Source organism: Paenibacillus tritici (assembly GCF_013204885.1).
GTDB classification, from domain to species: Bacteria; Bacillota; Bacilli; order Paenibacillales; family Paenibacillaceae; genus Paenibacillus_AQ; species Paenibacillus_AQ tritici.
The window spans coordinates 1-23,795 of the sequence record NZ_JABMKX010000007.1 but is presented as its reverse complement, the minus strand read 5'-3'; the positions used below and the strand labels follow the sequence as shown (position 1 = coordinate 23,795).

Below are 23,795 nucleotides of genomic sequence, written 5' to 3'. Positions count from 1 at the left end.
GGAGGGGGCGCGGGAATGAACAAATATCTTAGGCTGCTGCTTCTGGTTATGGCTATTTTGAATCTGGTGAATATCCATTACCGCAATCCAGTCCTGCTTGCAGTTGTTCCTGCTTTAGCCATTATTATAGTTGTTCTGGATATTTCTCTGCAGCCAACCCGCCGGAAGGTATGGGCCTACATCATTGGCGCCGGCCTGCTGGCCTTATTGTGGGTAGCTCTGGAGCTGAAGTGGCTCACTCCGCTGATGCTCATCTAATGATCTGGTGCACGCTGCCGAAGCCCTTGGACAGCTCCTTGAAGGGGAGAACTGCGCTCTGGGGCTCTTTGCTGTTGTTCCGGTTTCCGCCTGCGCACAATGATTTCTCTTGACAAACCTCCCGAGTTTTGGAGAATAGAGTTGGAAACGCTGCCAGGGAAAGAAGGAATTCCGATGTTTCAGAGATTCAGAGAACTTAATACACTGCGTAATCAGATATTCATCGGTTTTTTGCTGGTTATGCTGATCATTATTCTGGTCTCAGGGGCGTTTGTGTACGACCGGGTATCCATTCTGCTCAAAAATAATGCCGAGCGGCATATCCAGCAGACGGCCGTTCAGGCCAACGGGCGGCTGGATGCGCTGATCGGCCAGATTGACGGCCTGATGGAGCAGGTGGCGAATCATCCTACAGTTCAGCAATTGCTGCTGGAGGAGCTGAACGGCAATGAAGTATCCTTCAATCAGCGCCAGTCGCTGCTGCAGATTATCTCCAGCTACCAGGCGTACATGCCAAGCGTGGGTTCGCTTGAGCTGTATACCGCCGATTACAGGCTGCTGTTCCCGATTAAGGAGGGCAGCCTGGAGACCCGAATCAGCGATCCGCATATCACTGAGGCTAATACCCAGAAGGGCCGGCTGGTGTGGATCGGCGTCGATCCGCATGATGACCAGAGCCTGCTGGCGATCCGCCAGGTCAGCCTGATGGACCGCTGGTTCTCGCGGGGAGGCTACCTGATGGCCCGCATCCAGCGGAGCTACTTCCAACTGGATGATCAGATCGCCGGCAGTGACGGAGGGGAGTCGGTGCTGCTGGTGAACGATGAGGGCCAGTCCCTCGGCAGCATGGAGACGCCGAAGGAGGATCTGCTGCCGCTGCTGGAGAGCGGGGATCAGACGGTGAACTTCAGGGGCAAGGAGTATGTGCAGGTCAAGCTGCGCTCGGATAAGACCCAATGGACGTTACTGGTGCTGACTCCGGTCAGCTACGTGACCAAGGGCCTGTCCGTGCTGCGGACGGTGCTGCTGTTGTCGGGGGGGATTGGAACCCTGCTGTTCCTGATCATGTCCTTCCTGCTGTCCACAATGATCACGCGGCCGATTATTCATCTAATCCGGGCCATGCGCAAATCCCGCCTGGGCGTACTGACCCCGAATTCACAAAAGGTGTCTACCATAGAGCTGCGTGAGCTGAATAACACCTACAATGGTATGGTGGCGAATATCAATGATCTGATCAGGGTCGTCTATGAGAAGGAAGTGCTGCAGAGCCGTACCGAGCTTAAGGCCTTGCAGGCCCAGATCAACCCGCATTTCCTGTTCAACACACTGGAGGCCTTCAACTGGTCGCTGGAGGAGAAAGGGGAGGAGGAGCTGGCCGGATTAGTTGTGGTTATGTCCAGGCTGTTCCGCTATATTATTGGCAGTCCTAATAATAAAGACGAGTGGGTAACGCTCAGTGAAGAGGTTGAACAGATCAGGCGTTATCTGAAAATTATGGAGATGCGGATGGGAGACCGCCTGTCCTGGGAGATCACTCTGGACCCGAATGAGGCGGCTGTTCTGGTGCCCAAGCTGCTGATTCAGCCGATTGTGGAGAATGCCATTCTCCATGGAGTGGAGAGCCGTGTCGGCAGCGGCAGTATTGAAGTTGTGATCACCCCTTCCCCGCGTGAAGGGTGGACCTCCGTGAAGGTGTCGGACAACGGGCCCGGCATGGATGAGGGCACCTTGCTGGCACTGCGGGATGCGCTGGAAGGCGGGCCGCCCATCTCTGCCAAAGGCAGCGGAGTGGGTCTTGTGAACGTCCAGCGGCGGCTGAAGCTGTATTACGCCGAGGAAGCCACCCGGTCGGAGGGCCTGATTGTGGAGAGCAGGTTATCCGAAGGGACTGTAATAACATTTGAAATTCCGAGCAATGGAGGATATACCCATGAGTCTGGGCAACAGGACCATTCTGGTCGTAGATGATGAACCAAGAACACGGCAGGGCATCAAGCAGACGCTGGAGTTATGGGCGGCAGGCCGATATATGGTGGAGACTTGTGACAACGGGGTTGAAGCGCGCGAGCGGCTGCGGCAGGAGCGGGTCCATCTGCTGATTACGGATGTGCGCATGCCCGAAGTCAGCGGGCTGGATCTGATCCAGTCATTTCAGGAATCGCCTTGGAAGCCGGTGATCATTGTCATCTCCGGTTATGCCGAATTTGATTATGTGCAGCAGGCGATGCGGCTGGGGGCAGTTAATTATCTGCTCAAGCCGCTGGACAAGGCCGAGCTGCTGTCTGTGGTCGAGGATGCGCTGAAGCGGGAGGAAGAGCATCAGCGTCATGTGAAGCTGGAGAAGCTGGTGGATCATAAGCTGCTGCAGATTGACCCGGATCAGGCGGGGATGGGCCAGCCGGTCAAAGAAGCGATTGCCTATGTGGAGCAGCATCTGCATGAACAATTGACGATGGCGGAGGTGGCGGGGCTGATTCATCTCAATGCCAGCTATTTCAGCGTGCTGTTCAAGGAACAGGCCGGAGTGTCCTTCACTGAATATCTGGCGCGTCTGCGGATTCAGCGGGCGAAGGAATTACTGCTGCAGACCCCGCTGACGATCGGGGAGATCGGGGAGCGTGTAGGGTATCGTACGGACAAGTATTTCATCAAGGTATTCAAGTCCTTAGAGGGGATAAGCCCGAGCCGTTACCGGCATCAGGTGAAGGGCGGGTCTCATGAAATCCAATAAAAGTGGTATTTTAGCCAATAAGTGTGCCCTTATATCCCTCCGGGTGCGATGCTAGAATTTTACTGATAGCGATTACATCGGCCTTTTGCAATGGGAGACTGGGAGGCAATGGAAATGCGAAGGAATCACATAACCAAGGGTCTGCTCCTGGCCTGTGTATGGTTGCTTGTTCTGAGCGGCTGCGGCTCTGCGGGAGACAATAATAGTGTGCAGGCAGCTACAGATGCCTCAGCCCCCACAATAACCATTCAGATGATGCACTTATGGCCCGCCGGGCTCTCCGCCCAGCAGTATAAGCTGGTTAGCCAGATTATCGGGGAATATGAGAAAGAGCATCCCAATATAATCATCAAGCAGGAAGTGCTTGAGAATGAGCAGTACAAGAACAAGCTTAAGGTACTCTCCGCCTCCAATGACCTTCCGGATGTGGGCATAACCTGGGCGGCAGGCTTCATTGAGCCTTATGTGAGAGGCGGCTTATTCGCTCCGCTGGACGACATCCTGCAGGGTGCACAGCTTAAGGATAAGTTCGTGAAGAGCACTACAGAGGCCTACGTTGTCGATAACAAGACCTATGCGCTGCCTCTGGAGATGAACATCTCGCCGATCTTCTATAATAAAGAGATCTTCGCCCAATATAATCTTCATGTGCCTTCTACGTATGAGGAGTTCAAGAGTGTGGTGAGAGCGCTCTCCAGCCATGGCGTGGCTCCGGTGGCGCTGGGCAATAAGGACCGGTGGACAGGCTCGATATGGTATATGTATCTGGCCGACCGCATTGCCGGAAGCGAGACTCTGAAGCGGGCGACGAAGGGGACGGGCTACTTCGATGATCCGGGTCTGGTCCGGGCTGCGGCTGAAGTGCAGACGCTGGTGGATATGAACGCCTTCAACAGCGGCTTCAACGGATTGTCCTATGATGAGGGCAAATCGGAATTCATGGATGAAAAAGCGGCCATGTACTTGACCGGTACCTGGGAGCTGCCCAACTTCACAACGAATCCGGAGATTTCGCAGACCTTCAAGGATAAGGTCGGCTTCTTCAAATTTCCGATGGTGGAAGGCGGGAAGGGGAGCTTTAACAGCTGGGTAGGCGGTCCGGGTGTCGGACTGTTTGTAGCGGAATCCTCCAAGGTTAAGGAGGAGGCGAAGGCTTTTGTCGAATACTTCGTATTCAAATGGGGACAGGCCTCGGTAACCAGTGCGGGAGTGATTCCGGCAACCAAGGTCGATACCACGAACGAAGCGCTGCCGCAGCTGTACGTCGAACTGCTGAATGAGCTGAACAATGCCAGCAGCATTACGTTGTTCGCTGATGTGCAGATGAAGCCGAATGCCGCCCAGGTCCATCTGGATATGATCCAGGCGCTGTTCGGCAAGGCGGTGACGCCCGGGCAGTTCGCAGCCAGACATAAGGAAGCTGTAGCCAAAGGAAACTGAACCTCTTGCAGGCTCACAACAAAGGGATGTCCATCAGCCGGAAATATGGCTGATGAGCATCCCTTATTTGAATATATAAGTAATGATTAATGGGCGGGAGCAGCCGGAGCCGTGACCGGTGGTTCTGCCGGTTCATGCTGGATCAGGCCATGCTTCTCCCAGGCTCTGCTCTTCCAGCGGAAGTACATAATCACCGCCCGCACCCATTCGTCGAACGCGGTGGCCAGCCATACCCCGGCAAGACCGAGATCAAGCGTGAATACCAGATAATAACCCAGCGGCAGACTCATGCACACCATGGAGATCAGGCCCATATAGACCGGGAACTTGGCATCGCCCGAAGCGCGCAGCGAGTTGATGATGACCAGGTTGCAGGTCCGGCCGGTCTCCAGGAAGAAGCTGAGCAGGATGACCTGTGCGCCCATGGCGATAATCAGCTCATTATCCGTGAACAGACTCATTAACGGTACACGGAAGAGAATGACCACCCCGTCCATCAGGATGGTAACCAGCAGCGCCCACTTCACACTGGTGAATACCCGTGAGTAAGCCTCCTGTGGCCGCCTTGCGCCGACGAGATGACCGACAATGATCGAGGTGCCCATCGCTACCGCTACGCTGAACAGGAAGATGTAGTTGGAGATGTTGACTGCATACTGGCGGGTGGCCATAGCTTCGGCGCCCAGATAAGTAATGTACAAGGTGAAGATCAGCTGGCAGCACTGGTAGATCACCGATTCGAAGGCGGACGGGATGCCGATTTTGAGAATCTGCAGCACGTATTTTCTAGAGAGATGAATGTAGTAGTGCCATTTCACACGTACCTCCATAATCCGGTAGAGCAGCAGGAAGAAAAGAATCAGAGCGATAAAACGGCTGATCACCGTTGAAATGGCCGCCCCCTCTACGCCGAGCGCTGGCAGTCCGAAATGGCCGAAGATCAGCAGGTAATTGCCGCCGACATGGATGACGTTCATCAGCAGCGAGACCGCCATGGTCTGCTTGGTGAAGCCATGTGTGCGGATGGTCGCCGCCAGGGCATTGATTAGCGCCTGCAGGAAGATCCCGCCTCCGACAATATGAATATAGGCCTTGGCATATTCGAGAATATCACCCTTTATGTTCAGCACATTCAGCAGACTGCCCCCGAACAGCAGCATGGCTATACTCAGTATAATTCCTACCGCTAAGTTCAGGCTTACGGCATTGCCGGTTACCCTGGCCGCTTCCTTCGGCTGTCTGGAGCCGAGATACTGCGACACGACTATAGCGGCGCCGTTCCCGATGACACTGAGGGCCAGAATGGCTATGGCGATGATCTGATTGGCTGCCCCGACACCGGAGACGGCATCATCGGACACGGAGCTGATCATGAACGTATCCACACTACCCATGAGCATGAACAGGAACAGCTCCAGGAAAATCGGCCAGGTCAGCTTCAGTAAATTGAATTCTTTGGGTTTGTTTGTATCCATCGTACACCTTCTTATGGTTATTCCTTACGGCTGAAAATATTGAATCTAATGTATGGTAGCACAGCTTTTGTGAAAATGCAGTACAATTTCAGAAATACCAAAATAAACAAACAAAGTCCCGGTTCAGCCCAATAGTATCCTCCGGGTAACTACATCACAATAAAGTGCCTACTTCCCTTATCGGCAGTATATCCCTAAACTAAGTACATCACTTACGAAAATATATTAACGATGAGGAGATCTGAAACTTATGAAATTACAGTTAGCGCTCGATCTGGTCGATATTGCGGGAGCCAAGGCTATTGTGGCAGAAGTGGCTGAATTTATAGATGTTGTCGAAATTGGAACACCGGTTGTTATTAATGAAGGCTTACATGCGGTAAAAGCGATTAAGGAAGCTTTTCCGGCACTTACGGTGCTGGCCGATCTCAAGATTATGGATGCCGGAGGCTATGAAGTAATGAAGGCTGTAGAAGCTGGCGCAGGCATTGTGACCGTACTGGGTGTCTCCGATGATTCAACCATCCGCGGGGCGGTGGAGGAAGCGAAGAAGACAGGAGCGGAAATCCTGGTCGATCTGATCAATGTGAAGGATCTGAAGGCCAGAGCCGCTGAGGTGGATGCGCTGGGCGTAGACTACGTCTGTGTACACTCCGGTTATGACCATCAGGCCGAAGGGAAGAATTCCTTCGAGGATCTGAGAGCGATTAAGAGCGTGGTTACCCGGGCCAAAACCGCAATCGCGGGCGGCATTAAGCTGAGTACACTGCCTGAAGTCATTGCGGCGAAGCCTGATCTGGTGATTGTCGGCGGCGGTATTACCGGCGAAGCGGACGCGGCAGCGGCAGCGGCGGAAATGAAGCGCCTTGTAAGCCAGGCGTAATCTGCTATGGAGACGAGGCATTACGCACAGCAGATTGTGAAGGAGCTCCAAGGCTCAGTCTCCGGGCTGGACGCCGGAGAAGGGGAGGCAATGGCAGAGCTGCTGTTGCGCTCCGGCCAGATCTTCGTGGCGGGCGCCGGCCGTTCCGGCCTGATGGGCCGGGCCTTCGCCATGCGGCTGATGCAGGCGGGGCAAGCGGCGTTTGTTGTCGGGGAGACGGTCACCCCGGGGATCGGCCCCGGCGATGTACTGGTGCTTGGCTCCGGCTCCGGGGAGACGAAGGGGCTGGTGTCCATGGCGGAGAAAGCCAAGGCTATAGGCGCAGCGGTAGTGCTGGTGACCATCGTGCCGGACTCGGCACTCGGGCGTCTGGCCGATTATACGGTCAAGCTGCCGGGTTCCCCCAAGGATCAGTCCGGCGGAGGTTATGCCACACTCCAGCCGATGGCCTCCTTGTTTGAACAGACGCTGCTCGTATTCTACGATGCTGTCATTCTGCGGATTATGGAGCAGACAGGCCAGACCACGGGCCGGATGTTTGGCAAACATGCCAATTTGGAATAGAATACAGTTATGAAACGGATGCTTTCCTTGACGGGGGAGCATCCTTCTATTTCTTCCAGAGATGGAGAGGTAGTATGATTATAGCCGGAAGGGGGCTAGATATTGGCAACTGAAATTAAAGACCGCATTAACCTGAAGGAAATTAATTGCGAGAAGGAGCTTACGCTCGCTGTTATCGGCGGCAAGTGGAAGCTGATTATACTGTGGCACCTGGGTCTGGAAGGGACCAAGCGGTTCAGCGAACTGAAGAGGCTAATTCCCCATATCACCCAGAAGATGCTGACCAACCAGCTGCGGGAACTGGAAGAGGATCAGCTTGTATTCCGGCAGGTGTATGCGGAGGTTCCTCCGCGAGTAGAATACTCCTTGACGGAGTATGGACATACGCTGATGCCTGTACTTCGCATGATGTATGACTGGGGCAAGAATTACGGGGAGAAGGTCATCTGGAAAGATGCACCTACCTGTGATAGATAACATCTGCAAACGAAGGCGTTCTATTTGTATTGTGCAAAATTAAGTTGTATACTAACATTTGAGATGATTAGATAATTGGAGGCCTGGAAGTTATGCTAAAGACAGAATATAGCCCGTTGCTGGAGTCGTTCAACTTCACGAACGGGATTGAACTGAAGAATCGTGTTGTCATGGCGCCGATGACCAATTTCTCCTCGAATGAGGATGGGACGGTCTCTCGGGCGGAGCTTGATTATTATATCCGCCGCTCCGGGGGAGCGGGGATGGTGATTACCGCATGTGTATATGTGTCACGCGGCGGAAAAGGCTTCCCCGGCGAATTCGGAGCTGACCATGACAGGCTGATTCCGAGTCTGCGTGAGCTGGCGGATGCCATCAAGGGCGAAGGAGCGAAGGCGGTGCTCCAGATCTTCCATGGCGGACGCCAATGCCCGCCTGAGCAATTGGTTGACGGGCAGCCTGTCAGTGCAAGCGATGTGCCGTCCGAGCTGCCTGGCGGCGGACAGGGTGCGGTCCCGCGCCCGTTGACAGAGGAAGAGATCACCGGGATTATCGCTGACTTCGGAGAAGCGACCCGCCGGGCTATCGAGGCCGGATTCGATGGGGTAGAGATTCACGGCGCGAACGGGTATCTGCTGCAGCAGTTCTTCTCCCCGCATTCCAACAGACGCGAAGACCGCTGGGGCGGGGATCTGCAGAAACGCCTGGCCTTCCCGCTGGCGGTTCTGCGCAGTGTCAAGGATGCGGTGAAGCAGCATGCACAGGGTGCTTTCCTTGTCGGCTACCGCTTCTCCCCTGAAGAGCCGGAGACACCGGGAATTACGATGGCCGAGACCTTTGCGCTTATTGATGCGCTGAGCGCGGAGGGGCTTGATTATCTGCATGTGTCCCTGATGGATCTATGGTCGCTGCCGCACCGGGGGACGGAAGACAGCCGCCCGCGGATTGAACAGATTGTGGAACGTGTGGGAGGCAAGACTCCGGTAATCGGAGTCGGCTCCCTCTATACTGCCGCCGATGCCCTGAAGAGTCTGGACAGCGGAATCAGCCTGGTGGCGCTGGGCCGTCCGCTTCTGATTGAACCGGACTGGGTGCAGAAGGTAGCGGAAGGACGGACGGATGAGATGAAGACCGAGCTTGATCCGGCCGCCCAGGCGGAGCTTGTGATCCCGGACCCGCTCTGGAGAGCGCTGATCCATACGCCGGGCTGGCTGCCGCTCAAGCAATAATCTGCAGGGCGGTGACTGTCTGCGGTTATATCGTAATATAAACCCAGGGCAGCCCCCAATAGAGGCTGCCCTGGGTTTCTTTTGTTGGTTGGGAAACACCTCCCCTGAGGCTGCTGTGTTCGGCTGCAAAGGGCATAGAATGGATGCGAAACACAATTGGACTGGACGCGCCGCGTAAGCCGAATGTAATCGGAAAACCGAACACAATGGGATTGGGGGCGCCGCGTAAGCCAAATGTAATCGAAAAACCGAACACAATTGGACTGGACGCGCCGCGTAGGCCGAATGTAATCGGAAAACCGAACACAATAGGACTGGGAATGCCACGTAGGCCAAATGTAGGCGAAAAACCGAATACAATGTGCTGGCACGTAGGCTATCGGGCCAAGGGTGATTTATTGAAACGGTGCCGTCCTTACAAGTCGGCTTGGTCGTTTCCACTTGCCGGGCGAAATGGAGAATATCTGGGGATATCTATGGTACACTTATACTAATTCTAGGCACATCAGGAAATGAGGAGCGGCAGAGATGAAGGCACAGGGGAATACCGGGAGCTCCGGGGAGGCAGAGGACTTGAAGCAGGAGGCAGGCATCCATTCGCTTCAGCGGACCCTTGAGGTTATTGGCGGTAAATGGAAAGGGGTACTGCTCTACCATTTGATCAGCGGAACGAAGCGGTTCAATGAACTTCGCAGGTTATGCCCCGGAATTACCCAGCGGATGCTGGCTATGCAGTTAAGGGAGCTGGAGCGTGACGGTCTGGTTCACAGGGAAGCCTATCCGCAGGTGCCGCAGAGGGTGGAATACTCTCTAACAGAGTGGGCGCGGGGCCTGGAGACAGGCATCCTGAGCATCAAGCACTGGGGAGAAGAGTACCGGGAGTTACTGGCCCGGCTTGAACCCGGCAGCACCGATACGGACGGGCGGTCCGGGAAGGATTCCAGGGAAGAAGCTCCGCGCAGCACGAATATCCCCGAATGAGCAGACCATGCTCCATCCGGGGATATTTGTGCTAGGCAGGCAAGCTTGACTGCCTTAAGCTTTGTGCTCAGCCAGTCGGGCGATCTCAACGATAACCTGAACAGCCTGCAGCATTACGTCTACAGAGGCATATTCGAATTTGCCGTGGAAGTTCTCGCCGCCGGTGAAAATATTCGGGGTAGGCAGTCCCATGTAGGAGAGCTGCGAGCCATCGGTGCCTCCGCGGATCGGACGGATGACCGGCGTAATCCCCAGACCTTCCATCGCTTCGCGGGCGATATCGACGATATGGCTGACCGGCTCTATTTTCTCGCGCATATTATAGTATTGATCATTCATTTCCAGCACGATGTTGTCTGCCCCGTAGGTAGATTTGAATTCATCGACAATAGCGGCGATATTTGATTTGCGGTGCTCGAATTGTTCGCGGTCAAAGTCACGGATAATGTAATGCAGCTTGCTGTGCTCGGCGCTGCCCTGCATGGAGATCAGGTGGTAGAAGCCCTCATAACCGTCTGTGAATTCAGGGGCTTCACCGGCAGGCAGCCGGAGATGGAAGGCCATGGCGATTTTGGATGAATGGATCATCTTGCCCTTGGCTGTGCCGGGATGTACGTTGACCCCGTGGAAGCTGATTTTGGCGGCGGCGGCATTGAAGCTCTCATATTCCAGCTCTCCGAGCGGACCTCCATCCACAGTATAGGCATAGGAAGCGCCGAATGCGGCAACGTCGAACTTGTGCGGGCCGCGTCCGATCTCTTCATCGGGGGTAAAAGCGACCCGGATCTTGCCATGCTTGATCTCCGGATGCGCCAGCAGATAGCCCATAGCCGTCACAATCTCAGCGATCCCGGCCTTGTTGTCCGCCCCCAGCAGGGTGGTGCCGTCGGTCGTAATCAGGGTATGACCCTTGTAACCGCGCAGCTCCGGGAAGCTCTCCGTAGACAGGACAATATTCTGGGCCTCATTCAGCACCAGATCCTGCCCGTCATACTCCCGGACTATCTGCGGCTTCACATTCGTGCCGGTGAAATCCGTGGCCGTATCCAGATGGGCCAGGAAGCCAATGACCGGAACCTCCTTGTCCGTATTGGCCGGCAGGGTTGCCATGACATACCCGTGCTCGTCCACTGTAACCTCTGTCAGCCCCATCTCCTGCAGTTCTTCTACCAGCTTATGCGCCAGCACCATTTGGCCGGGAGTGGAAGGGCAGGTCTCGCTATCCTCATTCGATTGGGTATCCATTTCAGCATAAGATACAAAACGTCTAATTAACTCTTCTTTCACTTGGGGTCATCTCCTCTTCAGCTTCGTATGTCTATAGTATCACGATCTGGACGAGGTCTCATACTTTGCCGTACCAGCGGCTGGCTGGAGATGAGTCTTGCCGAGAGCAGATAACGGTCGGGCGCGGAACCTACATAAGAGAACGGGTAACAAGTGATCAAGGTGAGGAGAGGCTCCCCGCTCGGCTTAATCGCTCCCCGTGTGTCTCCATCTACAATTCTGCTTCCGGTCACTTCATAGGTGAAGGTCCCGTCCGCCGTCTCCACCTCAATGATATCTTCAATCGCAAGCTCGCCCAGTCTTCGGAAGACGGTATCGCGGTGCCCGGCGAGCACGCTGTTGCCGGAGGCACCCGGTGCGGCGCTTGCTTCGTCATGCCCGGCGCCTTGCTTAAGCTCTGCCTGTCCGGTCCCCTCCAGAATGGCCACCCGCCTATCCAGCCTGGGAAAATAGATCTCGCCAATCACCTCCCCCTCTATATAGGCAGGTTTGGCTTCCGCAGGTGCGGCGGGACTGCTGATCATTCCGTCAGGCAGCGGAGTTTCTTCTATGGATACCTGAAGCGGAGGGGCTTCCTCCCTCTTTTTGTCCCAGATCTTCAGTGCCTCGCGGGCTTCGGCCGGCGCCCGGAGGATCTGGAATGCAGAATACAGCATGACGCACAAAGAGAGCAGGAAGATCAGCTTCACGGCCACAGATAACCCGAAGCGAATCTTCATACTCTCACCTCCTGCCTTATGCTTACTGTTATTTTTTCGGACCCAGCCTGCGAATTGCAATCATGCTCAGAATAGCAACGACTATGCTGGCCGCAATCAGATTGTACCAAGGCCCGGCAGTGTCCGGCAGCTTGCCGTCGCCATCCGGTGCCCCCAGTGGCAGCTCCTCAGCGGTTAGGGGGATTTCATCCCCCGGTGAAGGTGCCGGAGTGCTGCCGAGTGTAGCTGCTCCGGAATCCGGTGTGGCCGCCGGACTGTTGCCGCCGCTGTCATCCCCTCCGCCCAGCGGAACAGGGGCTTCACTTACGGTCACTCCATCCGGAGTTGCTGCAGCCGTTGCCTCGGGTGCCTGTGATGGCGCTGCTGAACTTCCAGGCGATGCACTTCCGGCTGGTGAATCCGTAGGGACTATTGTTGCAGCGGGCGTACTGCCAGGGCTGCTGGTGGACCCCGGTGTGGCCGTAGGTACAGGCGTTACTGTAGCCGCTGGCTCCTCTGTCGGCTGCGGTGACGAGGTCGGACCGGCTGTCGGCGCAGGCGCTGCGGTAGCCGTGAATTCAAAGGCGACACTTACCGTCTTCTCCTGGAACTCGTTACCGGCTTCGGGAGGGAACAACACCTGCATTTGAATGTCTTCCCCTGCTCCTCCTGCCAGTGAGCCAATGGTTACTACGCCTGCTGCCTCGCTCATGACGCCTGAATAGAGGATTACTCCCTCTTTTTGCAGGGTCATTTGCAGTATATTGTACAAATCTGCATCCCCGGCGAGGAATTTGAAGGCTACCGAATAATCAAACGGCTCGTTGCCGTCATTGATAATCCTGTAACCCGAAGCCATCGTATCTCCCGGCTGCATATTGTTCATGGTCGCTGTACTGGTCGTATGCCCGTTCACGGTGAGCTTGATGGTATCCTCTGCACTGGCCCCTCCGGCATGCCAGATCACTCCTGCCAGAACGACTAGAATATAAGCACCTATTAAGGATTTGTGTCTCTTTTTCAATTCCCCGCCCCTTTCTTCTGAAGACCTTCGGGAGCTGCCCTCCACAATCCGCCCCGGTTCGTGTTTTTTTAGCACTGCATGTCGAATAAAGTAGTTTTTCGGAGAACTACTACGAATCGAAGCGATAGTACTGTTCAGAACGAACAAGTGAAGGAACAATAGGGTTTGTTCGTTATAACGAATTCTAATACCAGTATAATCAAAATAAAGCCTAAATAAAAACAGTGAAAGAGCTGCGTATCGCTATAAAATAGTCATTTAGAATAGAAAAATAGCCCTTATCTATGGTTTACTGCTAATGACTCATTATTTCTCTTAATATTCCCTACGATGTATTTTATAAAGAACAAAAAACAGCCCATTTAACTACTTCTACAGAGTTCTCCATAGGTAGTTAAATGGGCTGGGGGTGTGGGCTTCAGCTTGTGAATGTTTCTTACGAGTTCTTCAAAAGGTCAGCCACAAGCTCATAGGAATGCAGGCGCGCAGAGTGATCATAGATCTGTGAAGCGATAATCCACTCATCCGCGTCGGTCTCTTCCACAATCTGCAGCAGCCGTTCTTTGATCAACGTCTGGTCGCCGGCAATGGAGTATTGCTGTTTGCTCATTAGCAGCGCCTTCTCCTGGGAGGTCCAGATTCCGTCCAGACTGTCTACCGGCGGCTTGAGCATCCCGGTGCGGCCGCGGATAATGTTCAGGAATTGCTGCTGCTGGGAGGTAGCGAGCCTTCGCGCTTCCTCCACCGTATCGGCCGCTGTGATTCCCAGGCCCACCATAACATGGGGCTTGTCGAGTACAGCCGAAGGCCGGAAGCTGGTGCGGTACAGATGCAGTGCGGGCAGCAGATAATCCGGTGCAAAGTGGCTGGCAAAAGCAAAAGGCAAACCCAGCTGGCCCGCAAGCTGGGCACTGAAGCCGCTGGAGCCAAGCAGCCAGATCGGGATGTTCAGCCCTTCACCGGGTACGGCGCGTACCCCGGACGGGCGGGAGCCTGATCCTTCAGGATCGAAATAAGCCCGGAGCTCGCTAAGCTGCTCAGGGAATTCACTGCCGTCACCGCCAAGGCCGCGGCGCAGGGCTCTGGCTGCGGCCTGATCCGAGCCGGGGGCTCTGCCAAGACCCAGATCAATCCGTCCCGGATACAAGGATTCCAGAGTGCCGAATTGTTCTGCGATCATAAGCGGTGCATGGTTGGAGAGCATGATGCCCCCCGAGCCTACCCGAATGCTGCGGGTTCCGGCTGCCACATGTCCGATGACCACAGAGGTTGCGGAGCTGGCAATACCGGGCATATTATGATGCTCCGCCAGCCAGAAACGGTGATACCCCCAGTCCTCGGCATGACGCGCCAGATCAAGGGTGTCATGAAAAGAATCCGCCGCTGTTCCGCCCTCCCGGATAGGGGCCAAATCCAGTACAGAGAATGGTATGTCGTGCAATTGCTTCACATTAATCCCTCCTATAATAGATGCCTTCCGCATCAGTAAGCAGTATTTACAGCCATGAATCCATATACCCGTCAATTATAACATGAAATAATATAATTTACACACTTTAAGTAAGTGCTATGCCGGTGAGTGGTTGCCTGAAGGGGAATGTAAGCGATAACAATTTGCTTGCCAATTTAAGGGAGCCTTGCTATAATCGCTTTGAAAAGCTTTTCTAAGTTAAATTGGCTCAGTCATCCTATAAGGAGAGCAGCCGTGTCAGAGAGAAAGATGAGGAACATTTAATTTACGCGAAGCAGGACAACTCTTATCTTTCACACAAAGGAAGTCAGTCTATGAAGCCAACAATCAGAGAGGTCGCCAAGATGGCCGGGGTATCCATCAGCACAGTTTCCCGTGTAATGAACGCGCCGGATACGGTGGTGGAGAGCAAGCGCAGCCGGGTCATCGAAGCGATAGAAGCGCTTAAGTATCAGCCCAATGCTTTTGCACGGGGTCTAATTTACAAGAAGTCTTTCACACTGGGTCTGCTTATACCCGACATTGAGAATATGTATTTCGCCGGAGTGATCCGCGGAGTGCAGGATGCCTGCATTAAGCTCGGTTACAGTCTGATGATCTGCAATACAGACCGTGACAAGGAGCGGACGCTGTCCTACATTGATACTTTTCATGAGAAGCAGGTGGATGGTGTTGTATTCGCCAGTGACATTCTGTACCCGGAGTATTACGAGAAGCTGGTAGGCTGCAGAATCCCGTTTGTGCTGGTCTCTTCCCACTCCGATGAGTATGAGGTGGCCTCGGTGGAGGTGGATGATGAGAAGGCGGCGTATGATGCGGTGAAGTTCCTGATTGAGCTGGGGCACCGGGAGATCGGAATGATCGGCTTCAATCATGATAATTCGGTGTCCGGACCGCCGCGGGTGGCAGGATTTGTGAGAGCGTTGACCGAATCGGGGCTGGAGCGGAATGCCGGGAAGATCAAGTATGCGAATCATCGTTTTGAGCAGGCATATCAGGCCTCCCATGATCTCTTCACTGCGTATCCCGAGCTAACCGCGGTATTCTGCGTGGCCGACGAGTTCGCGATGGGAACGATCTCTTATCTGAAGGACCGCAATATTCTGGTGCCGGGCCAGGTATCTGTCATCGGCTTCGACAATCTGCGGATGTCGGGCATGTTCATTCCGAAGCTGACGACGATTGCACAGCCGATCTATCAGCTGGGGTACCGTTCAGCGGAGAAGCTGCATGAATTATTGACCGATGGCACGGTGTCTGTCATGAAAGAGAAGCTGGAGCATAAGCTAATCATAAGAGAATCCTCGCGTGAGAAATGAGGCTTAGGCCCTGGCAGGTTGGAAGCACGGCTGCTTTGGCAGAGAGCAGTACGGTTTCTTTTTACCTTTTTGAAAAGCTTTTCATTATAGGGAATCTGGATATTCACTACTGAACTATTGGAAGCGTATACATCCTAGAGGTGGGTGGAAAGTGCCCTGCTGGATTCCTTAAGCCGGTTGAAGCAGGAAATGACGAACCGGAATTGCAGCTATACCTTTCTCTGAAAACCTTTGCAAGGAGGTGATCCACTGCTCTGCCGGAAGCTGTTCCGGGAATGAAGCTGGCTTAATGCAGTCTCTAAAAACAATTAAAGGGGATGTATGAAACAATGAAGAAAGCTCCAGCACGTAAACTGTCACTCGCGATGGTGCTGTGCCTATCCTTCACCATGATGCTCAGCGGATGCGGCGGGAATAATAACGCTGCTGCGCCGACGGAAGCTCCGGCAGCAACAGAAGCGGCAACACCGGCACCTTCAGCAGATAACAACGGAACCTCGACAAATGCTCCAGACCCAGCAACGGCCGGAAGTCCGCTGGACTTAGCGATGAAGGGTGAATATAAAGGCACCAAGGTCACTATGTTCGGCCCGTTCGTGGATGCCGACCAGGTGAAGTTCGAGAGCAGCATTAAGGAATTCGAAGAGAAGACCGGCATTGATATTCAGTATGAAGGCTCCAAAGAATTCGAAGCAACGATTAATATCCGGGTCGATGGCGGCAACGCGCCGGATATCGCGGACTTCCCGCAGCCGGGGCTTCTGGCCTCCATTGCCAAAACCGGCAAGGTGGTTGACCTGACCGGAGTGCTGGATCAGGCGAAGCTGACGGCCAACTACAATAAGAGCTGGCTGGATATGTCCACCATGGATGGTAAGGACGGCAAGATTATGGCCGGGATCTGGAACCGCAGCAACGTGAAGAGTCTGGTCTGGTATCCGAAGAAGCAATTTGACGATGCCGGATACACGGTTCCCCAGACCTGGGATGAGCTGATGACCCTGACGGAGCAGATTGCCAAAGACGGTGATCCTGCCTGGGCCATCGGTATCGAGAGCGGCGCGGCTACAGGCTGGGCGGCAACCGACTGGGTAGAGAATATCATGCTGCGGACCACGACTCCTGAGAACTATGACAAGTGGGTAAGCGGTGAGCTGCCGTTCACTTCTCCGGAAGTGAAGAACGCTGTAGAAGTGATGTCCAAGATCTGGCTGAACAAGGATTATGTCTACGGCGGTGCGAAATCCATCGTCACCACTGCATTCGGCGATGCTCCGAAGCCGATGTTCGAGAATCCTCCCAAAGCGTGGTTCAACCTGATGGGGAACTTCATTACCAGCTTCTTCCCGGAAACGGCCAAGGTGGATACCGATTATGACTGGTTCTATCTCCCGCCGATTGATGAGCAGTATGGCAAGCCGGTGCTTGTGGCAGGCGATATCTATGCCATGTTCAATGACCGTCCTGAAGTACGCGCAGTCATGGAATTCTTCACCACCGGTGAGTCGATCAAAAGCTGGGTGCAATCCGGCGGCGTCATTGCCCCAATGAATGATGCTCCGCTGGACTGGTATCAGTCCGAATCCGACCGCCGGATGGCGAAGCTCGTGCAGGATGCTTCGACCCTGCGCTTCGACGGCTCTGACCTGATGCCGGGCAAGGTGGGCGCGGGTACCTTCTGGAAAGGCATGACTGATTATGTGAGCGGAACCGCTACGCTGGATCAGGCGCTGGAACAGATCCAGTCAGGCTGGAAGAACTAAAGGCTGTCGCCCGGGGGGAACCCCGGGCAGCACTAAAGAAATAAACAAAAAGCAAAGGAAGCGGAGGGGAAATTCGGAACTGTAGGAGCGGTAGCGACTGCCTGAAAGCTGTCCGCAGAAAAGCTAGCTTCGGAAGCATCAGCAGTCACCGGATTTCACCCGCTTAATGTGCGTCTTATATAGCCGATGCTTACGGAGAGAGTTTTGCTTCGCAAAACTTAAAGGAGGAACGATATGGATGCACCAATAAGGCCGGAGCCGGGTACCGCCGCTACACAGGCCAAGCAGAGAATCAGCGGCAGGGCGGTGCTGTTATCGCTGGGCGTGCTGCTGGCAAACCTTGTGATCAACGGGCTGATCTTCTTGTTTTTCCGGGATTCGACGCTGAATCCGCTGCTGACTGCGGTGCTTGCCGTGCTGTGGGGCGTGCTGGGCGTATATCTGATCTATTACACCTTGACCTGGGCGGTGGAGCAGTATCCCGACCGCATCCGCAGGCAAGTGCTGCCGTATGTTTTTATCGGACCGGCTGTCCTGATCCTTGGCTGGCTGCTGATCCTGCCTGCTCTAAGGACGCTATACTTGAGCTTTTTCAACGCTTCCTCCGAGAAGTTCGTCGGACTTGGGAATTATGCCGCAATCTTCAGCGACCGTCTGATGGCAACCGCCCTGCGCAACAACCTGCTCTGGGTGTTCGTGGGTACGCTGGCCTGCGTCTGCTTCGGGCTGCTGATTGCGATTCTGGCCGACCGGAGCAGCTATGAGCGTATCGCCAAATCTATTATTTTCATGCCGATGGCCATTTCCTTTGTAGCCGCGGGTGTGATCTGGAAGTTCGTCTATTATTATCAGCCGGGCGATGAGCAGATTGGCCTGCTGAATGCGATCGTCACTTATTTCGGCGGGGAACCGCAGGCCTGGACGAGTATGCTGCAGCCATGGAATAATTTCTTCCTGATCATCATCCTGATCTGGATGCAGACAGGGTTTGCAATGGTTATTTTCTCCGCTGCGATCAAAGGGGTGCCCGAGGATATTATGGAGGCCGCACGGGTGGATGGCGCCGGAGAGGTGAAGATCTTTTTTGGCATCATGATTCCGTACATCTCCACGACGATCCTGACCGTAACCACCACTATTATCGTCTTCACCCTGAAAATATTTGACGTCGTCATGGTGATGACAGGAGGTCAATACGATACAGAGGTTGTAGCGACACAGTTCTACCGGCAGTTCTTCATGTACCGCAACTTCGGTTACGGCTCCACGCTGGCTATCGTACTCCTGATCGCGGTATTGCCTGTTATTCTGATTAATCTGCGGCAGTTCCGCAAGCAGGGGGGATTCTAATGGTGGGCAAAAAGAAAAGAAAAGGCAGTAAAACGGCCGTGAATCTGATCCTGGGCGTCATCTGCTTCCTCTGGATTCTGCCGACGTTCGGACTCTTTGCCTCCTCCTTCCGCCCCGCAGCGGATATTCTGCAGACCGGCTGGTGGAAGGTGTTCCCCCATCAGGAATGGAAAGCGGGCGAGACGGTGCAGCTCTCCAAGGAGGTTGATCTGCGGGAGCCGATTGAGGTGAACGGCAAGACTTACAGTGATGATCAGCTCAAAGCAGGCGTGAAGGCGGATGACACCCGGCTGATGTGGGAGAACCGCAGGGCGCGTACCGTTAATATGCAGGAGCAGGGCTGGAAGGCTGTGCCTGACCTGACGCTCGATAACTATAAGAATGTACTGTCGGGCAAGGAGTACAAACTTACGGAGGCGGACGGCAGCGAGACGGTGCAGAAGGGCAGCGGGTTGTCGCAGGCATTCTGGAATACACTGACGATTGCAGTTCCGGCAACGGTGATTCCGGTGCTGATTGCTTCTTTTGCCGCCTATGCCTTCGCCTGGCTGCGCTTTCCCGGACGCAAGACGCTGTTCGTTATCATTATTGCAATGCTGGTGATTCCGATTCAGGTGGCGCTGATTCCGGTATTGAAGGACTACACGGCGCTTGGGCTGAACGGCAGTTATCTTGGCATCTGGCTGGCGCATACGGCCTTCGGGCTGCCGCTGGTTACGTACTTTATGTACAACTTCATCAGCCAGCTGCCGAAGGATCTGTTTGAATCGGCATTTATTGACGGTGCCAGCCACTTTACTATTTTCAGCAGACTGATTCTGCCGCTCTCCGTCCCCGCGCTCGCTTCCATTGGAATCTTCCAGTTCCTCTGGGTGTGGAATGATTATCTGGTCTCGCTGATCTTCATCGGCAACCAGCCGTCGGTGCAGGTCATGTCCATGAAGATCGCCGATCTGGTCGGCTCCCGCGGCAATGACTGGCATCTGCTGACCTCGGCTGCGTTCATCTCGATGCTGATGCCGCTGGCGATCTTCTTCCTGCTGCAAAAGTATTTCGTCCGGGGTCTGATGGGCGGCTCCGTCAAAGGCTGATCAGGAGGAGAATACAGAGATGAGTACGGAGATGAAAATAAAGATGAAGATGAAGTCCTGTGAACAGCCTCCCGCATTATATCCATTCCATGAGTGGAGTATTGATGAGGAACACTACGAGGAGGAGTACAATCAGCGGAGTGAGAGCATATTCGCGCTTGGCAACGGATATATCGGGATGCGCGGCAATTTCGAGGAAGGCTATTACGGCAAGGCGGGCACTTCGGTGGCCGGGAATTATCTGAACGGATTCTTCGATTCGGAGCGGATCGTCTATCCTGAGGGAGCTTTCGGGTTCCCTTCCCGCAATCAGGCGATGCTGAATGTGACCGATGCGCGTATCATCGGGCTCAGCATTGAGGGCTATGAGTTCCGGCTGGACCAGGGGAAGCTGCACCGGCATGAGCGCCGGCTGGATATGCGCAGCGGTGTCCTGCACCGGGAGCTGGAGTGGGAATCGCCCGCCGGCCACCGGGTGCTGCTGAAGATTCGCCGGCTGGTGTCTCTGGCGCACAAGCATCTGGCGGCGGTCGATTATGCAGTGACGGCGTTGAACTTCTCCGGCACGCTGAAGTTCGACTCGGCCGTGGATGGGGAGATCATCGGCCCGGAAGCGACCGATGACCCGAGGCTGGGGGCAGGCACTGCCGAGCCCAGCCTGCTGCTGGAGGATACGGGCTATGACGCTGCTGCCCGGAAGCTGTGGATGAAGCAGCGGACCCGGCATACGCGGTTCGCGCTGCTGACCGCCGCCAGCCATGCGCTACAGGCGAAGTCCGGCCGGGAGATGAGCCACCAATTGATCGGACAGCGCATCTCGGTCTGTTATGCCGCAGCGGTGCGCAGCGGGGAGACCGTAACGCTGACCAAATATATCACCTATCATACCTCCAAGGATTACGGGGAGGGGGAGCTGCATGGCCGGAGCTCCGAGGCCCTGGAGCTGGCCGGGAATCTGGGCTTCGCCGGTCTGGCTGAGCAGCAGCAGGATTACCTGGACCGCTTCTGGGCACATGCGGATGTGGAGATCAGCGGCGATCCTGCTTTGCAGCAGGGCATTCGCTTCAATGCTTTTCAACTGCTGCAATCTGTAGGCCGGGACGGTGTGACGAATATTGGAGCCAAGGGCTTAACGGGGGAAGGCTACGAGGGGCATTACTTCTGGGACACGGAAATGTATATGCTGCCGTTCTTCACCTTCACCCGGCCCGAGGTCAGCCGGGCGCTGCTGGAATTCCGCTATGCTACACTGGGCAAGGCGCGGGAGCGGGCGGCAGTCATGTCACAGAAGGGGGCGCTGTACCCGTGGCGGACGATTGACGGCGAGGAGAATTCGGCCTACTTCCCGGCAGGCACGGCCCAGGCGCATATCAATGCCGATATCGCTTACGGCCTGAAGCAATATGTCCAGGCAACGGGCGATATGGACTTCCTGGTCAACCGGGGGGCGGAGATTCTATTCGAGACCTCGCGCTTCTGGGCCGACCTGGGTCACTACAACCCTGCGCGCGGGGGCGCCTTCTGTATTGATGGTGTAACGGGGCCGGATGAATACACGGCGATTGTCAACAACAACGCCTATACCAATCTCATGGTACAGGACCAGCTCAGCTATGCCTATGAGACGGCTCTGTTGCTACAGCGGGAGTATCCTGCGGATTACGAACGTCTGAGACTTGCGATAGGGCTGTCCCCCGAAGAGGCGGAGGGCTGGAAGAAGGCCGCAGCGGCCATGTTCATTCCTTTTGACGGGCAGCTTGGGATCTACGCCCAGGATGACACGTTCCTGACGAAGGCGAAATGGGATTTCGAGCATACGCCTGCGGATAAATATCCGCTGCTGCTTCACTATCACCCGCTGGTGATCTACCGCCATCAGGTGCTGAAGCAGGCCGATCTGGTGATGGCCTTATTCCTGCTCGGGGACAAGTTCAGCCTGGCGGATAAACTCCGCAATTACAATTATTATGAACCGCTGACGACCCATGACTCCTCGTTATCCCCTTGTATCCACAGCATCATGTCTGCGGAGATTGGCGATCTGGCCGGGGCATACAGCTACTTCGACCGCACGGTGCGGATGGATCTGGATGATATCAACCGCAATGCCAAGGACGGGCTGCATATGGCGGCGATGGCGGGTTCGTGGATGTCGATTGTGAACGGTTTTGGAGGTATGCGGCTGGTTCAGGGAGAGCTGAGCTTCGCTCCGGTCCTGCCGGAGCAGTGGGAGAGCTACCACTTCAAAATCACATTACGCGGACAACTGCTGGATATCTTCGTTGACCGTGAGGCGGCGGTGTATACGCTGCTCGAAGGGGAGGGGCTTACGATCCGGCACAAGGGGCAGCCGCTGCGCCTGCTCCCGCAGGAGCCGGTGGCGGCTCCGCTTACCCGGCGGCTGGAGGCCGTTATCTTCGATCTGGACGGCGTGATCACCGATTCCGCTGAATTCCATTATCTGGCCTGGCAGGCGCTCGCGGATGAGCTGGGCCTTCCCTTCAGCCGGGAGAAGAATGAACGGCTGAAGGGTGTCAGCCGGATGGAGTCGCTGGAGATTGTGCTGGAGGGCAGCGAGCTAGCGCGGCTGCCCGAGGCCGAGAAGCTCCGGCTGGCGGGGAAGAAGAACGATCATTACCGGCAGATGATCGGCCGGATCACCCCGGCGGACCTGCTGCCGGGGATTCCTGAGCTGCTGGATTCCCTGCGGGAGCGGGGAATCTCCGTGGGGCTGGCCTCGGCCAGCCTGAATGCGCCGCAGATTCTGGAGCGCCTCGGCGCAGCCCATTGGTTCCAGGCGGTAGCCGACCCCGCAAAGCTTCGGAAGGGCAAGCCCGATCCGGAGATTTTTCTGCAGGCGGCAGAGCTGCTTGGAGTCACGCCGGGCCACTGCATCGGCGTGGAGGACGCGGCCGCAGGCCTTGCCGCGATTCGCGCGGCAGGCATGAAGGCCGTAGGCATTGGGGGCGTGCACCAGCCCGGCGCGGCCGACCTGGTGCTGCCCTCCACGGCGGCGCTGGACGCCGGGAAGCTGCTTGAGCTGTTCGGGCATTAGCCACCCCCCGGGAGGCTGTGGCCGTGCAGTGGAACCCGCGTCCGCGCAGCGGGAGCGGGGGCGTAGTATTCCACAGTCCCCCGCTCCGCAGGCAAGGGGGATTGTAGTCGCCTTGTTCTCCACATTTGTGTGGGGAACAGGGCTTTTTGTCCAAACAGAAGAAGACGCCGAGCCGGTTGGCGATAACGAACAAGAGGAGGAGGGAGGGAGACGTTGGGGAGGGGTGCCGCTGCTCCTGTCACTCTCGCTCTCGCTCCGCTCAGTCCCCCTCGACATCGCCCCGTTCCGTCTCCTGGCTACTGATGCCGCACCATCTACCCCGTCCCATCCCCTGGCTACTAATTCCGCAATATCCCCCCCGTTCCGTACCCTGGCAACTAATCTTGCACTATCTCCCCGTCCCATCCCCTGGCTACTAATCCCGCACTATCACCCCGTCCCATCCTCTGGCTACTAATTCCGCACTATCTCCCCGTCCCATCCCCTGGCTACTAATCTCGCACTATCTCCCCGTTCCGTACCCGGATCAATACCCCCGCTTCGTTCCTCCACCTGGGTTAAGTAATTGGAAAAAGGTTAAGCCTGTTGATTACCTATATTCTGGTAATTAAATCAATAGCATGGGCTAAATAAATCTTCCACTCCACAGGTAGCCTTTGCAGCGTAAATAACCGATCAAACTCGGCGAACGTTAAT

Annotated in this window: 19 protein-coding genes; 14 read left to right on the top strand and 5 right to left on the bottom strand. The window is 55.3% G+C overall.

Translation table 11 applies throughout. The features are described from left to right. Positions 1-15 precede the first annotated feature (15 nt). From HQN87_RS13510 to HQN87_RS13495, 4 genes are all read left to right on the top strand, one after another. Positions 16-258, top strand: coding sequence for a hypothetical protein (locus HQN87_RS13510; protein WP_173133806.1), 243 nt, complete (start codon positions 16-18; stop codon positions 256-258). 174 nt (positions 259-432) lie between these two features. Beyond that, positions 433-2,229: a cache domain-containing sensor histidine kinase gene (locus tag HQN87_RS13505; RefSeq protein WP_173133803.1), complete on the top strand. Its 1,797-nt coding sequence runs from the start codon at positions 433-435 to the stop codon at positions 2,227-2,229. Next, entirely contained in the window at positions 2,192-2,992 is an 801-nt protein-coding gene (locus HQN87_RS13500) for a response regulator transcription factor (protein ID WP_173133798.1), read from the top strand. The genes HQN87_RS13505 and HQN87_RS13500 overlap by 38 nt, the downstream gene beginning before the upstream one ends. 114 nt (positions 2,993-3,106) lie before the next feature. Further along, positions 3,107-4,432: an extracellular solute-binding protein gene (locus tag HQN87_RS13495; RefSeq protein WP_173133795.1), complete on the top strand. Its 1,326-nt coding sequence runs from the start codon at positions 3,107-3,109 to the stop codon at positions 4,430-4,432. 86 nt (positions 4,433-4,518) lie between these two features. Here the strand turns inward: HQN87_RS13495 and HQN87_RS13490 are convergent, their stop codons facing one another. Next, complete coding sequence (locus HQN87_RS13490) at positions 4,519-5,907, bottom strand: MATE family efflux transporter (RefSeq protein ID WP_173133781.1); 1,389 nt, start codon at positions 5,905-5,907, stop codon at positions 4,519-4,521. 250 nt (positions 5,908-6,157) lie between these two features. On the opposite strand from HQN87_RS13490, the gene hxlA reads away from it, so the two are divergent. From hxlA to HQN87_RS13465, 5 genes are all read left to right on the top strand, one after another. Then, on the top strand, positions 6,158-6,790 hold the full coding sequence (hxlA, locus tag HQN87_RS13485) for a 3-hexulose-6-phosphate synthase (protein ID WP_173133778.1): 633 nt from the start codon (positions 6,158-6,160) through the stop codon (positions 6,788-6,790). Positions 6,791-6,796: 6 nt separating this feature from the next. After that, on the top strand, positions 6,797-7,354 hold the full coding sequence (gene hxlB / locus HQN87_RS13480; protein WP_173133775.1) for a 6-phospho-3-hexuloisomerase: 558 nt from the start codon (positions 6,797-6,799) through the stop codon (positions 7,352-7,354). Between the two features lie 102 nt (positions 7,355-7,456). Beyond that, on the top strand, positions 7,457-7,831 hold the full coding sequence (locus tag HQN87_RS13475) for a winged helix-turn-helix transcriptional regulator (protein WP_173133772.1): 375 nt from the start codon (positions 7,457-7,459) through the stop codon (positions 7,829-7,831). A 92-nt stretch (positions 7,832-7,923) separates the two neighbouring features. After that, positions 7,924-9,060 carry an NADH-dependent flavin oxidoreductase gene (locus tag HQN87_RS13470; RefSeq protein WP_173133769.1) on the top strand — a complete coding sequence of 379 codons (1,137 nt, stop codon included), beginning with the start codon at positions 7,924-7,926 and terminating at the stop codon, positions 9,058-9,060. Between the two features lie 528 nt (positions 9,061-9,588). Further along, positions 9,589-10,041 carry a winged helix-turn-helix transcriptional regulator gene (locus tag HQN87_RS13465; protein ID WP_173133766.1) on the top strand — a complete coding sequence of 151 codons (453 nt, stop codon included), beginning with the start codon at positions 9,589-9,591 and terminating at the stop codon, positions 10,039-10,041. Between the two features lie 54 nt (positions 10,042-10,095). Here the strand turns inward: HQN87_RS13465 and pepT are convergent, their stop codons facing one another. The 4 genes from pepT to HQN87_RS13445 form a co-directional block, all read right to left on the bottom strand. Beyond that, complete coding sequence (gene pepT / locus HQN87_RS13460; protein WP_173133763.1) at positions 10,096-11,328, bottom strand: peptidase T; 1,233 nt, start codon at positions 11,326-11,328, stop codon at positions 10,096-10,098. Positions 11,329-11,345: 17 nt separating this feature from the next. Continuing rightward, positions 11,346-12,047: a class D sortase, LPxTATN-specific gene (srtD, locus tag HQN87_RS13455; RefSeq protein WP_173133760.1), complete on the bottom strand. Its 702-nt coding sequence runs from the start codon at positions 12,045-12,047 to the stop codon at positions 11,346-11,348. 28 nt (positions 12,048-12,075) lie between these two features. Next, on the bottom strand, positions 12,076-13,050 hold the full coding sequence (locus HQN87_RS13450) for a hypothetical protein (protein WP_173133757.1): 975 nt from the start codon (positions 13,048-13,050) through the stop codon (positions 12,076-12,078). Positions 13,051-13,486: 436 nt separating this feature from the next. Then, positions 13,487-14,533, bottom strand: a complete 1,047-nt coding sequence (locus HQN87_RS13445) for an LLM class flavin-dependent oxidoreductase (protein WP_173133754.1) — start codon at positions 14,531-14,533, stop codon at positions 13,487-13,489. A 302-nt stretch (positions 14,534-14,835) separates the two neighbouring features. On the opposite strand from HQN87_RS13445, the gene HQN87_RS13440 reads away from it, so the two are divergent. The 5 genes from HQN87_RS13440 (at position 14,836) to pgmB (ending at position 23,099) form a co-directional block, all read left to right on the top strand. Then, positions 14,836-15,840, top strand: coding sequence for a LacI family DNA-binding transcriptional regulator (locus tag HQN87_RS13440; RefSeq protein WP_173133751.1), 1,005 nt, complete (start codon positions 14,836-14,838; stop codon positions 15,838-15,840). Between the two features lie 329 nt (positions 15,841-16,169). Beyond that, a complete protein-coding gene (locus HQN87_RS13435; protein ID WP_173133748.1) occupies positions 16,170-17,603 on the top strand; it encodes an ABC transporter substrate-binding protein in 1,434 nt (477 codons plus the stop codon). 234 nt (positions 17,604-17,837) lie between these two features. Next, positions 17,838-18,953 carry a carbohydrate ABC transporter permease gene (locus HQN87_RS13430; RefSeq protein ID WP_173133745.1) on the top strand — a complete coding sequence of 372 codons (1,116 nt, stop codon included), beginning with the start codon at positions 17,838-17,840 and terminating at the stop codon, positions 18,951-18,953. Beyond that, positions 18,953-20,044 (top strand): carbohydrate ABC transporter permease, encoded by a 1,092-nt coding sequence (locus tag HQN87_RS13425; protein WP_173133742.1) that lies wholly within the window; start codon positions 18,953-18,955, stop codon positions 20,042-20,044. Before HQN87_RS13430 ends, HQN87_RS13425 begins: the two co-directional genes overlap by 1 nt. Before the next feature lie 19 nt (positions 20,045-20,063). Beyond that, positions 20,064-23,099 (top strand): beta-phosphoglucomutase, encoded by a 3,036-nt coding sequence (pgmB, locus tag HQN87_RS13420; protein ID WP_173133739.1) that lies wholly within the window; start codon positions 20,064-20,066, stop codon positions 23,097-23,099. Positions 23,100-23,795 lie beyond the last annotated feature (696 nt).

Coding starts and splice junctions, on each gene's coding strand:
- HQN87_RS13500 (WP_173133798.1), top strand. CDS start 2,192: ATGAGTCTGGGCAACAGGACCATTCTGGTCGTAGATGATGAACCAAGA.
- HQN87_RS13430 (WP_173133745.1), top strand. CDS start 17,838: ATGGATGCACCAATAAGGCCGGAGCCGGGTACCGCCGCTACACAGGCC.
- HQN87_RS13435 (WP_173133748.1), top strand. CDS start 16,170: ATGAAGAAAGCTCCAGCACGTAAACTGTCACTCGCGATGGTGCTGTGC.
- HQN87_RS13490 (WP_173133781.1), bottom strand. CDS start 5,907: ATGGATACAAACAAACCCAAAGAATTCAATTTACTGAAGCTGACCTGG.
- HQN87_RS13465 (WP_173133766.1), top strand. CDS start 9,589: ATGAAGGCACAGGGGAATACCGGGAGCTCCGGGGAGGCAGAGGACTTG.
- HQN87_RS13445 (WP_173133754.1), bottom strand. CDS start 14,533: ATGCGGAAGGCATCTATTATAGGAGGGATTAATGTGAAGCAATTGCAC.
- srtD (WP_173133760.1), bottom strand. CDS start 12,047: ATGAAGATTCGCTTCGGGTTATCTGTGGCCGTGAAGCTGATCTTCCTG.
- hxlA (WP_173133778.1), top strand. CDS start 6,158: ATGAAATTACAGTTAGCGCTCGATCTGGTCGATATTGCGGGAGCCAAG.
- HQN87_RS13440 (WP_173133751.1), top strand. CDS start 14,836: ATGAAGCCAACAATCAGAGAGGTCGCCAAGATGGCCGGGGTATCCATC.
- hxlB (WP_173133775.1), top strand. CDS start 6,797: ATGGAGACGAGGCATTACGCACAGCAGATTGTGAAGGAGCTCCAAGGC.
- HQN87_RS13505 (WP_173133803.1), top strand. CDS start 433: ATGTTTCAGAGATTCAGAGAACTTAATACACTGCGTAATCAGATATTC.
- HQN87_RS13510 (WP_173133806.1), top strand. CDS start 16: ATGAACAAATATCTTAGGCTGCTGCTTCTGGTTATGGCTATTTTGAAT.
- HQN87_RS13425 (WP_173133742.1), top strand. CDS start 18,953: ATGGTGGGCAAAAAGAAAAGAAAAGGCAGTAAAACGGCCGTGAATCTG.
- HQN87_RS13470 (WP_173133769.1), top strand. CDS start 7,924: ATGCTAAAGACAGAATATAGCCCGTTGCTGGAGTCGTTCAACTTCACG.
- HQN87_RS13495 (WP_173133795.1), top strand. CDS start 3,107: ATGCGAAGGAATCACATAACCAAGGGTCTGCTCCTGGCCTGTGTATGG.
- pgmB (WP_173133739.1), top strand. CDS start 20,064: ATGAGTACGGAGATGAAAATAAAGATGAAGATGAAGTCCTGTGAACAG.